We start from the raw sequence: 12890 nt of genomic DNA, 5'->3' as shown, positions 1-12890 counted from the left end.
CCTCAGGCCATTCCGAAGTTGTTGTCAAGGAGTTCGAAGAGTTCGTCGGCGCTGGCCGAGCCGATGTCGTCTGCGTCGGAGGGCCGGTCCTCGGGCGCGGTACGCCGGGCCCAGACACGCAGCAGGTTCTGCAGGCGCGGCCCGATGTCGTCGGCGCCCGGGGCGCCGGGGTCGGCCGCGGTCAGGGCGGCCTCCAGCGCGTCGAGTTCGGAGAGTGCCGGTGCGAGGGTGTCGGGCAGGCCGCACAGCCCTTCGTGGAGATGGTCGGCCAGGGCCAGCGGGGTGGGATGGTCGAAGACGACGGTCGCGGCCAGCGGCAGGCCGGTCGCGGCGCGCAGCCGGTTGCGGAACTGCACGGCGAGCATCGAGTCGAAGCCGACCGCGGAGAACGCCTGCTCCGGTGGGACCGACTGGCGGTCGGAGTGGCCCAGGACGGCCGCCGCGTGGTCGGCGACCAGATCCAGCAGGAGCCGTCGGCGGGCCGGCTCGTCCAACGGCGCCAGTCGTGCGGCGAGTTCGCCGGTGCCCGTCTCCTGGTCACCGGACCGGGCGTCCGCGGTGGCTTCCGGCAGTTCGGCGAGCAGGCGCAGCGCCCGGTCCGTCGGTACTGCGGCGACGACTCGGTCCCAGCGCACGTCGGCGAGGACGGGATCGGGCTCGCCGCTCTTCAGCGCCTGGCTCAGCGCCCGTGCGACCGTGTCGGCCGGGAGGGGACGCTCGGTCTGCGTCGACCGTGGGTCGAGTCCGCCGACGGCCATGAGGAAGCGACGCCCGCCCGAGGCCCGCAACAGTGCGCGCAGGCCGGCGTAGCCGCTGGTGGACGCGGCTTCGCGGGCTGCCCCCCAAATGCCGCCGAGCGGGCACAGGACGGCGACGGCGGTTTCGGGGGCGATCAGTTCGACGAGGTCGGGGACCGGGCCGAGCGTCTGGCGGACGGTCTGCTCCAGTGCCTCGGGAGTGAGGTCGGCGAGGGGCGTGCCGGGTGCCGCCGGGGCGTCGGCCAGGTGGACGACGGCCGCCAGCGGTGCCTCGGCGGGCAGTGCGGACAGCAGCCGGGACACGTCGGTGGGGGGTCGCTCGACGGTCAACGAGGTACGCAGGGCGGTGAGTTCGTCGCGCAGCCCGGACGGCGGCTCGCCTCCGGTGGCGAGGACGACGTGCCGGGCGCCGTCGGCGGCGAACCGGCGGGCGATGTCCGCGTCCAGCGCTCCCGTGCCGCCGGTGACCAGCACGGTGCCGCCCACCGGACTCCAGCCGGGGGATTCGGGGGCCGCGGCGGGCGATGTACGGACCAGGCGTCGTACGTGGGCGCCGTCGGCGCGTACGGCCAGGTGGTCGTCCTCCTGACCGCCGGCCAGCAGGACGGCGAGCCGGCGCACCTCGTCGGGGCCGGGGTCGGCCGGCAGGTCGGCGATGCCGCCCCAGCGCTGCGGCTGCTCCAGGCCCAGGACCTGGCCGAGGCCCCAGAGCCGGGCCTGGCCCGGGCGGGTCAGGGGTTCGTCGGGGTGTACGGCGACGGCACCGCTCGTCACGCACCACAGCGGGGCCGGGACACCCCGGGTGTCCAGTGCCCGCAGGAGTTCCAGAGTGGCGGTGAGCGTCGCACCACGGCCGGACGCGGGGCGTTCGTCCAGGGCCAGCAGGGACAGCACACCGGTGTCGGACGGGGTCACGGCCTCGGTCACGGTACGGAGGGTGTCGCCGGGGGCGGCCGGATCCGTGGTGACGGTCCGCACCTGGGCTCCACCCAGCCGCAGCGCATCCAGGCAGGCACGGGCCGGCGGGGTGTCCGCATGCCCTTCGGGCACCACCACCAGCCAGTCACCGGTGGGTGCGGCGGCGGGCGGTTCGGGCAGCGGCTGCCAGCGCAGTCGGTGGCCGAAGGTGTCCAGGGCCCGCTGTTCCTCGCGGGCTCGGCGCCAGCCGGACAGGACGGGCAGCACCTCGCGCAGGGCGGGACCGAAGCCGTCGGGGGCGTCGGCCGGGTCCGCGCCCAGGGCGGCGGCCAGCCGGGCCGGGTCGCCCTCGGCGACAGCCGCCCAGAAGGCGCCGTCCACGAGGCCGTCCGCCTGCGTGGCACGGCCAGGGCTGGGCAGCCAGTAGCGGGTCCGCTGGAAGGCGTACGTGGGCAGGTCGACCCGCTGAGCGCCGGGGGCGCTGTGGAGCAGCAACCGCGGCCAGGCCACCTCGGCGCCGGCGGTCCAGGCCTCGGCGAGCGAGGTGAGCAGCCGGTCGGGGCCGCCGTCTTCGCGCCGGAGGGTGCCGACGGCGGTGGCGGGGCGTCCGGCACGGTCGGCGGTGCCGTCGACGCCGGCGGTGAGCACCGGGTGCGGGCTGGTCTCGACGAACAGGTCGTGTCCGTCGGCGAGCAGCCGGTCGGTGGCGCGGTCGAAGGCGACGGGTTCGCGGAGGTTGCGGTACCAGTAGTCGGCAGTCAGCCGCGTTCCGTCGATGCGTTCGCCGGTGACGGTGGAGTACAACGGAACGTCGCCCGGTCGGGGCCGTACGCCGGACAGGGCGGTGAGCAGGTCGTCGCGCACCTGTTCCACCTGGGCCGAGTGGGCGGCGTAGTCGACCGGGATCAGCCGGGCACGCACACCGTCCGCCTGGCAGGCGGCGACCAGGGCGTCCAGGGCGGCGGGCTCGCCTGCGACGACGACTGCGTCGGGGCCGTTGACCGCGGCCACGCAGATCCGGTCCCCGAAGGGGGCCAGGAGGGCGCGAGCCCGTTCCTCGCCGACGGCTAGGGAGGCCATGCCACCCGCCCCGGACAGCCGGCGCAGTGCCCGGCTGCGCAGTGCCACAACCATCGCCGCGTCCTCGAGGGTCAGGACTCCTGCCACGCAGGCGGCGGCGATCTCGCCCTGGCTGTGTCCCACCACGGCGTCGGGCCGCACCCCGGCCGCCTGCCACTGCGTGGCGAGCGCGACCATGACGGCGAACAGGGCGGGCTGGACGACATCGACCCGCTCCAGGTCGCCCGCGGAGCCCAGGACTTCCCTAAGAGACCAGTCGACGTGCGGGGCGAGGGCCTGCTCGCACTCGGCGATCCGCGCGGCGAACTCCGGTGCATTGTCGAGCAGTTCGACGGCCATCCCGGCCCACTGAGAGCCCTGGCCGGGGAAGACGAACGCGATCCTGCCGGCACCGCGTGCCCGGCCCTGCACGGCGGCGGCCGGTCCGGCGGCCAGACCGTCGAGGGCGGCCAGGAGCCGGGTGCGGTCCGCGCCGATCACCGCGGCACGGTGAGGCAGGGCGGAGCGGGTGGTCGCGAGGGTGTACGCGACATCGGCCGGTGCGAGGTCCTGGTGCGCGGTCAGGTGGTCGTGCAGGCGCCGGGCCTGGTCGCGCAGGGCGGCCGGGGTACGGGCGGACAACAGCCAGGGCAGCGGGGTCGAGGGGCCGTCGGCCGACGCGGCCGGCTGGGCCGCCGGGGTCGAGGGCCCCTGCTCGGTATGCGCGGCGTCCGCCTCGGGCGAGGCTGCGGGCGTGCTGTCGCCCGCCTCCGCGACCGCGTGGGCGTCGGCCGCCACCGCCGAACCAACAGACCTGCGATGGGCCGCCTCCACCACCGCGTGCGCACCGTCCGGCGCGCCCGAGGCCGCGGGCTTGCTGTCGGCGACCGCGTACTCGTCGTCCGCCGCGGAGGCCACGGGCGCCGCGGGCACACCAGCCGCCGACTCCAGGACCACGTGCGCGTTGGTACCGCTCATGCCGAACGCGGAGACGCCGGCGCGTCGGGGGCGGCCGGTGTCCGGCCAGGGGCGGGCGCGGTCCAGCAGCCGGACGGAGCCCTTGGACCACTCCACCTGCGGGGTGGGCGTGTCGGCGTGCAGGGTCCGGGGCAGCAGGCCGTGCCGCATGGCCAGGACCGTCTTCATCACGCCGGCCACACCTGCGGCGGCCTGCGTGTGTCCGATGTTCGACTTCAACGACCCGAGCCACAGCGGTCGTTCACGCCTCTGCCCGTACGTCGCGAGCAGCGCCTGGGCCTCGACGGGGTCGCCGAGGGCGGTGCCGGTGCCGTGTGCTTCGACCGCGTCCACGTCCTCGGCGTGCAGTCCTGCGCTGGTCAGTGCCTCGCGGATGACCCGCTGCTGGGCCAGCCCGTTGGGGGCCGTCAGCCCATTGCTGGCGCCGTCCTGGTTGACGGCGGTGCCGCGTACGACGGCGAGGACCGGGTGGCCATGGCGACGCGCTTCGGAGAGCCGCTCGACCAGGATGACGCCCGCTCCCTCGCCCCAGCCGGTGCCGTCGGCGCCGTCCGCGAACGAGCGGCAGCGGCCGTCGGCCGAGAGACCGCCCTGCTTGCCGAACTCCAGGAAGACGTCCGGGGCGGCCATCACGGCGACGCCCCCGACGAGCGCGAACGAGCAGTCGCCGGAGCGCAGTGCCTGCCCGGCCAGGTGCAGGGCCACCAGCGAGGAGGAGCACGCGGTGTCCACCGTGACCGCCGGCCCCTCCAGGCCCAGGGTGTAGGCGATGCGGCCGGACGCCACGCTGGTGACGTTGCCGCTGAGCAGATGGCCCGCCACCTCGTCGACGGCGGCACCGGGCCCGGTGCCGTAGCCCTGGGAGGCGACACCGACGAACACGCCACCCCGGCTGCCGCGTACGGAGAGGGGGTCGATGCCGGCGCGTTCCAGCACCTCCCAGGAGACCTCCAGGAGGAGCCGCTGCTGCGGGTCCATCGCCAGAGCCTCACGCGGGGAGATCCCGAAGAAGGCGGCGTCGAAGTCGCCCGCCTCGTCGAGGAAGCCGCCTCCCGAGGTGGGAAAGGCCGCGGCCGCCTCCCAGCCCCGGTCGGCGGGGAGCGGGCCGATGGCGTCCACCTCGTCGGCCAGGAGCCGCCACAGGTCCTCCGGGGTGCGCACGCCTCCCGGGAAGCGGCAGGCCATCGCGACGACGGCAAGGGGGTCTTCCGCGAGGTCCGCATCCCGTACGTCCACGGGAGGTCGGGCGTCGGCCTCGGCGTCGGTGCCGGTGAGGTCCGCGTGGATGCGGTGGGCAAGGTCGGTTCCGGTGGGATGGTCGAAGAGGGCGGTGACCGGCAGGTTCAGGCCGGTGGCCCGCACGAGGCGGTTGCGCAGTTCGACGGCCGTGATGGAGTCGAACCCGATCTCGCGCAGCGGGCGTTCGGGATCGACGCGTTCCGACGAGGCGTGGCCCAGGATCCGTGCCGCCTCCTGGCTGACGAGTTCGACGAGCAGCCTGCGGCCCTCCGCTCCCGGCAGGGCGGCCAGTCGCTCCTGCCAGGACTGCGTGTGTTCCTGTCGGCCACTTGCTTCCTGCGGCTCGGCCGTCACCGGTTCCAGCAGCGGGCTGGGCCGCGCGGACGTGAACACCGGGACGAACCGCGCCCAGTCCACGTCGGCCACCACGGCGTGGGTCTCGCCGGCGCCGAGGATCCGGCCGAGGGCGCCGAGCGCGACGGCGGGCGGCAGTCCGGTCAGGCCGTGGCGGCTCAGGCTGCGGCCCGCCTCGCCCGCAGCCATTCCGGTGTCCTGCCAGGGCCCCCAGGCGACGGAGGTCGCGGGCAGGCCGGCGGCCGTGCGGCGGGCGGCGAGCGCGTCGAGGTGCGCGTTGGCGGCGGCGTACGCGGCCTGGCCGCCGCTGCCCCAGGTACCGGCGATGGAGGAGAACAGCACGAACGCGTCGAGCGGTGTGTCGGCGAGCAGGTCGTGCAGGTGGTCGGCGCCGTCGGCCTTGGCGGCGAGTTCGGCGCGCAACTGTGCGGGGGTGCAGTGCTCGATGCGCGTGTCGGTGACGGTTCCGGCGGCGTGGAACACCGCGCGCGGTGTGCTGCCGTCCGCACGGAGGCGGTCGAGGAGCGTTCCGAGGCGGGAGCCGTCGGCGACGTCGCAGGCCTCGATCGTCACCCGGGTTCCCGACGCCTGGAGTTCCGCGCGGAGTTCGGCCGCTCCCGGGGCCCGCAGGCCGCGCCGTCCCGTCAGCACCAGATGCCGGGCACCCCGGGCTGCCAGCCAGCGGGCCACCTGAGCGCCTATCCCGCCGGTGCCGCCGGTGACGAGCACGGTCCCCTGCGGCGCCCAGGCGGGCGCGTCCACCGGGGCCGAGGGGACGATCCGGCGGCCGAGCGGACCGGTCTGCCGTACGGCGATCTGGTCCTCGGGACCGGCCTCGCCGCTCAGGCAGGCGCACAGCGTGCGGAGTGCGGCGGCGTCGGGACGCTCGGGAAGGTCGACGAGACCACCCCAGCGGTCAGGGTGTTCCAGCGCGGCGACCCGACCGAGGCCCCACAGCTGTGCCTGCTCGGGGTCGGGTGCCTCGGCCGGGCCGGTCGCCACCGCACCGGTTGTGATGCACCACAGCCGGGCCCGGCTGCCGTGGTCCGCGAGAGCCTGGAGCAGACGCACCGTCAGCGGGAGTCGCCCGGTGAGGGACACGACACCGGCGAGGCCGTCCGAAAGATTCTCGGCGAGTTCCGGCCCTGTGATGTCGGGTGCGGTACGCAGGACCGTCACCCGGGCGCCGTTCTCGCGGAGCGCGTGGCCGCAGGAGGCGAGGAGACCGTCGTCGCCGTCGTCGGGTGCGAGCAGCAGCCAGGTGCCGTCGAGGCGGGCCGCGGCACGGGTGGGCAGCGGCTGCCAGTCGACGCGGTAGTGGTGGCGGGCGGCCTCGGCCTCCTCCTCGTGCCGGGAGCGCCAGGCCGTCAACGCGGGCAGGACGTCGCTCAGGGGCGCTTGCTCCGTGAGGCCCAACGACTCGGCGACGGCCGGGGCGTCGGCGCCGCCGATCAGGTCCCACAGGGGGTCGGTGCCGCCGGACGGCGCGGGCTGCGGCCAGAACCGTTCGTGCTGGAAGGGGTAGGTGGGGAGGTCGACGTGCCGGGCGGACGTCGCGCCTTTGGCACCGGGCGACCAGTCCACGGCCACGCCCCTGACGTGGAGTCGGGCCAGGGCGTCCAGGACGGCGGGTCCCTCGGGGCGGTCCTTCGGCAGCAGCGGGATCGCCTCGCCGCCCGGAAGCGACTCGGTCAGCAGGGCGCAGAGAGCGCCGCCGGGCCCGGCCTCCAGGAAAGTCGTGGCGCCCGCGTCCGCCAGCGCCCGGACGCCGTCGAGGAAGCGCACGGTGCTCCGCACGTGCCGCACCCAGAAATCCGGGGACGCGAGTTCCTCCGCGGTGGCCGTCCTGCCGGTCAGGGTGGAGACCACGGGGATGCGGGGTTCGCCGTACGACAGTCCGGCGGCGACCTCGCGGAAGGCGTCGAGCATGCCGTCCATGCGGGGTGAGTGGAAGGCGTGGCTGACGGACAGGCGACGGGTCCGGCGGCCTTGGGCGCGGAAGGTGTCGGCCACGGCGAGGACGGCGTCCTCGTCACCGCTGAGCACCACGGACCGCGGCCCGTTCACTGCGGCGACGGCGACCGCGCCATCCAGGTGGGCCGCGACCTCGTCCTCGGCGGCCTCGACGGCCACCATCGCGCCCCCGTCGGGGAGTTGCTCCATCAGCGCGCCACGTGCGGCGACCAGGGCGCAGGCGTCGGGCAGGTCGAGTACTCCGGCGACGTGCGCGGCGGTCAGTTCGCCGACCGAGTGCCCGAGCAGCAGATCCGGCACGACGCCCCAGTGGCCGAGCAGCCGGAACAGGGCGACTTCCAGGGCGAACAGGGCCGGTTGGGTGTAGCGGGTGCGGTCCAGCAGGCACGCCTCACGGCTGCCCCGGGCGGCGAAGAGGAGGTCGCGCAGGGACACGTCGAGGTGCGGTGCGAACTGGGTGAGCACCTCGTCCAGGGCCTCGGCGAACACGGGCTCGTCCCGGTAGAGGCGGGCACCGGCGGCGGGCCGCTGGCTGCCCTGGCCGGGGAAGAGGAACGCGGTGCGGCCGGTTGCCACGGTGCCCGTGAGCAGTGCGGCGGCGGGTGCGCCGGCGGCCAGGGCATCGAGGGCGGCACGGGCCGCGGTCCGGTCGTCGGTGGTGAGGGCGGCGCGGTGGTCGAGGGCCGAGCGTCCGACGGCCAGGGCGCGGGCCACGTCGGGCAACGGGACGTCGGGGTGCGCGTCCAGGTGGGTGGCGAGCCGGGCCGCCTGGGCGCGGAGGGCGGCCGGGGTGCGTGCGGACAGCAGCAGCGGCAGGGATCGTACGGACTGGGGCCGTATGGACTGGAGTTGTACGGACTGAGGTCGTACGGACTGGGGCTGCCGGTCGGCCGGGCCGGTGGGCGCCTGTTCGACGATCACGTGGGCGTTGGTGCCGCTGATGCCGAACGAGGACACGCCCGCGCGTCGCGGCCGGTCGGTCTGCGGCCAGGGCGTCGCCTCGGTGAGCAGCCTCAGGCCCGCGGTGTCCCAGTCGACGTGGGGGCTGGGTTCCGCGGCGTGCAGGGTTGCGGGCAGGACGCCGTGGCGGAGGGCGAGGGCCATCTTGATGACCCCGGCGACACCCGCGGCGGCCTGGGTGTGACCGATGTTGGACTTGACCGAGCCGAGCCACACCGGCCTGCCGGCGCCCCTGCTCTCGCCGTACACCGTCTGCAGAGCCTGGGCCTCGATGGGATCGCCGAGCCGGGTGCCGGTGCCGTGTGCCTCCACCGCGTCGATGTCGTCGGGCGTGAGGCGGGCGTCGGCGAGCGCGGACCGGATCACGCGCTGCTGCGCCGGTCCGTTCGGGGCGGTCAGCCCGTTGCTGGCGCCGTCCTGGTTGACGGCGGTGCCGCGCAGTACGGCGAGGACGCGGTGGCCGTGGCGTTCGGCGTCGGACAGCCGCTCCAGCAGGAGCATGCCGACGCCCTCGGCCCAGCCGGTGCCGTCGGCGTCCGCGCCGAACGCCTTGCAACGGCCGTCCGGGGCCAGGCCGCGCTGCCGGCTGAACTCGACGAACAGCTTGGGTGTGGTCATGACGGTGACCCCGCCGGCCAGGGCCTGGGCGCACTCACCGCGCCGCAGGGCCTGGGCGGCCAGGTGCAGGGTGACCAGCGAGGAGGAGCACGCGGTGTCGACGGTGAGGGCGGGCCCGTCCAGGCCGAACGCATACGACACCCGGCCGGACATCACGCTGGCCGTGTTGCCGGTCAGGGCGTGTCCCTCGGACACGTCGGGGGCGCCGTCCAGGCGCAGCGCGTAGTCCTGGCCATTGGTGCCGACGTACACGCCGACGGGCCGGCCGCGCAGGGAGGCCGGGTCGATGCCCGCGTGCTCGACGGTCTCCCAGCAGGTCTCCAGCAGGAGCCGCTGCTGGGGGTCCATGGCCAGTGCCTCGCGCGGGGAGATGCCGAAGAACTCCGCGTCGAAGCCGCCGACGTCGGTGAGGAAGCCGCCGCTGCGGCTGTAGGTGGTGCCCGGCCGGTCCGGGTCGGGGTGGTAGAGCCGTGCCGTGTCCCAGCCGCGGTCGGCCGGCCAGTCGGCGATGACGTCACGCCCCTCGCGCAGCAACTCCCAGAAGGCTTCGGGGCCGTGGGCGCCGGGGAACCGGCAGCCGATGCCGATGACGGCGATCGGTTCGTCGTACACGTCCGCCGTACCGGTCCCGGTGGTGTGGTCGCCGGTGTCCGGCCCTGCGTCGCCGGGGGCGAGTTCGGAGAGCAGGTGGGCGACCAGGGACTGGGGCGTGGGGTGGTCGAACAGTACGGTCGCCGGCAGGCGCAGCCCGGTCGCGGCGCCGATCCGGTTGCGCAGTTCCACGGCGGTGAGCGAGTCGAAGCCGAGTTCGGCGAAGGCCCGGGATGCCGGGATGTCGGAGCCGGCCCGGTGGCGCAGGACGGCCGCCGCGTGGGTGCGGACGAGGTCGGTGACGTACCGGGCGCGCTCGCCGGCGGGCAGGGCGGCGAGTTCGCCGCGGACCGGGCGCTCCTGTGGAGCCGGGGCCGCCTCGGCGGTGCCGGAGTGCAGTGCGCTCAGCAGCGCGGTGCCGGGCAGCGCGACGGCCTGCTGGAAGCGGTCCCAGTCCACGTCGGCAACGACGGCGAGGTCGTCGCCGTTCGCCAGAGCGGCGGAGTAGGCCCTGACGGCGTCCTCGGGGTCCATCGCGGCGATGCCGAGGGACTTCAGGCGCTCGGCCGTCCCGGCCTCGACCAGGCCGCCGCCGGCCCAGGCGCCCCAGGCGATGGCCGTACCGGGCAAGCCGACCGCCCGGCGCTGTGCGACCAGTGCGTCGAGTGCTGCGTTGGCGGCGGCGTAGTTGCCCTGACCCGCACTGCCGAGGACGCCCATCAAGGAGGTGAAGACCACGAAGTCGGTGAGCTCCAGCGCGGCGGTGGCCTCGTGCAGGGCGCGTGCGGCGGTGACCTTGACCCGCATCAGCGTGGCGAGCCGGGCGGTGTCGAGGGTGTCGAGAGTGCCGTCGTCGAGGACTCCGGCGGCGTGGATCACGGTGGTCAGGGGCGACTCGGCGGGGATGTTGCCGAGCAGCGCCCGCAGGGCCGTGCCGTCGGCCACGTCGCAGGCGGCGATCGTCACCCGGGCGCCCAGCTCGGTGAGTTCGGCGTGCAGCGCGTCGGCTCCGGGGGCGGCCGGGCCGCGCCTGCTGACCAGCAGCAGGTGGTCGGCGCCGCGTGTGGCCAGGTCGCGGGCCACATGGGCGCCGACGCCGCCGGTTCCGCCGGTGACGAGCACGGTGCCGTGCGGAGCCGGGCTCCGCGTGACCTCATGGCGCCCCGTCACGGGCAGGATCCGCCGCCCGAACACACCGGAGGACCGCACTGCGACCTGGTCCTCGTCCTTCACCCGGGCCAGCACCGCGCAGAGCCGGCCGGCGGACCGTTCGTCCACCTCGGCGGGCAGGTCGACGAGTCCGCCCCACTGGTCCGGGCGTTCCAGGGCTACGGTCCGTCCGAGCCCGGCGACGGCGGCCTGCGCCCACGCGCCGGGCAGCTCGCCGCCGCCGACGGCGACCAGACCGCGCGTCGCGCACCACAGGGGCGCCGCGATGCCGCTGTCGCCGAGCGCCTGGACCAGGACGAGGGTGAGCGCCAGGCCGCCCGGCACGTCCGGGTGGGCCGGGTGCGGGCGCTCCTCGTCGGCGAGCAGCGACAGCACTCCGGCGACCGGGCCGTCGGCCACGGCGGCGCGCAGAGCCTCGCTGAGGAAGGCACGGTCGTCTTCCGGGCCGGACGCGGTGACGACGGCCGGGTCGGCGCCGGCGGCGGCCAGTGCGTCGACCACGTCCTGGCCGCCGGTGTTCTGAGGACGTACGACGATCCAGCGCCCGGGGAGGGTGGCCGATGCGGCGAGGGAGAGGGGCCGCCATCCGATGCGGTGCCGCAGTGCGTCGGCACGCCGCTCGCGCAGCCGCCGCTCCCGCCAGGCGGACAGCGCGGGCAGGACTTCACCGGCGGCGTCGGGGGCCACGCCGAGGGAGTGGGCGACGGTCCCGGGGTCCGCGCCCTCGATCTCCTGCCACAGCCCGGCGTCGGCCGAATCGGCGGCGGGGCCGGGGTCCGCGGCGGTGGGCGGGTTGAGCCAGTAACGGCTGCGCTGGAAGGGATAGGTGGGGACCTCGACCGTGCGGGCCCCGGTGCCGTCGAACAGGGGCTGCCAGTCGACGGGGACGCCGTGGACGAAGGCCTCCGCCAGCGACCGCACGACGCGCTGCATGCCGCCCTCGCCGCGCCGCAGGGTGCCGAGTGCGACGCCGCCGGTGTCCTGGACGGTCTCCGAGACGCCCATGGTGAGCACCGGATGCGGGCTGACCTCGACGAACGCGGTGAACTCCGAGTCGGCCAGGGCACGTACGGCGGGTTCAAAACCGACGGTCTCGCGCAGGTTGCGGTACCAGTAGTCCGCGTCCATGCCCTCCGTGTCGAGCCATCCGCCGTCGGCGACCGTGGAGTACATGGGGATACGGCTCCTGGCGGGCCGCAGACCGGCCAGCGCGCCGAGCAGCTCCTCGCGGATCTCCTCGACGTGGTCGGAGTGGGAGGCGTAGTCGACGTCGATACGCCGGGCGCGCACGTTCCTGGCCTCGCAGTCGGCGAGCAGGGCGTCGAGGGTGGCCGGGTCGCCGGAGACGACGGCGGCCGTCGGGGCGTTGAGAGCGGCGAGCGAGAGTCCCGGGCGTTCCGCGACGAGTTCGCGCACCTGGTCGGGCGGCAGGGCGAGGGAGACCATGCCGCCGCGTCCGGCCAGCGCACCCAATGCCCGGCTGCGCAGCGCGACGACCCGTGCCCCGTCCTCCAACGACAGCGCACCCGCCACCACCGCGGCCGCGATCTCCCCCTGACTGTGCCCCACCACCGCATCGGGAACGACCCCGAACGACCGCCACACCTGCGCCAACGACACCATCACCGCGAACAGAGCAGGCTGAACGGCGTCCACGCCCTCCCAAGCCCGACCCGACCGCACCGCCTCCGTCAACGACCACTCCACGAACGGCGCCAACGCCGCCTCACACTCACCCATCCGCGCCGCGAACACCGGCGACGAATCCAGCAACTCGGCCGCCATCCCCGCCCACTGCGACCCCTGCCCCGGGAAGACGAAGGCGACCGAGCCGGTGACAGCCGCCTCGCCCTCGGCCACGTCCGGGCTGGGTGAGCCTGCGGCCAGCGCGGTGAGCGCGTCCTGGATCGTCTGCCGGTCGGTTCCGCACACGACGGCACGCCGATCGAAGAGGGGGCGTGTGGTCAGCAGGGAGAAGCCCAGGTCACGCACGGCGTTGCCGGGCTCCCGGAGGAAGGGGAGGAGACGGCTCGCCTGGTCGCGCAGCGCTTGCGGCGTGCGGGCGGAGAGCACGAGCGGCACAGGACGGTCGTCCGGGGCGACGAGTTCGGGGGAATCACCGGGAGAGGCCTCTTCGACAGAGGCATCTTCGAGAGGGGCTTCTTCGAGAGGGGCTTCTTCGAGGATGACGTGGGCGTTGGTGCCGCTGATCCCGAACGAGGACACACCCGCACGACGCGGCCGCCCGGCACCGGCCGGCCACTCACGCGC

At 75.2% G+C, this 12890-nt stretch carries 1 protein-coding gene; it reads right to left on the bottom strand.

Features of this window, described 5'->3' with window-relative positions; all coding sequences use genetic code 11:
• Nucleotides 1-2: 2 nt before the first annotated feature.
• Nucleotides 3-12845, bottom strand: a complete 12843-nt coding sequence (locus tag AB0N07_RS25490; RefSeq protein WP_365838774.1) for a type I polyketide synthase — start codon at nt 12843-12845, stop codon at nt 3-5.
• Nucleotides 12846-12890: the final 45 nt, after the last annotated feature.

It is taken from the genome of Streptomyces sp. NPDC051172, from assembly GCF_040682555.1.
GTDB lineage: Bacteria > Actinomycetota > Actinomycetes > Streptomycetales > Streptomycetaceae > Streptomyces.
Note: the sequence above shows the minus strand (reverse complement) of the source record. Positions and strands in the feature narration are given on the sequence as shown.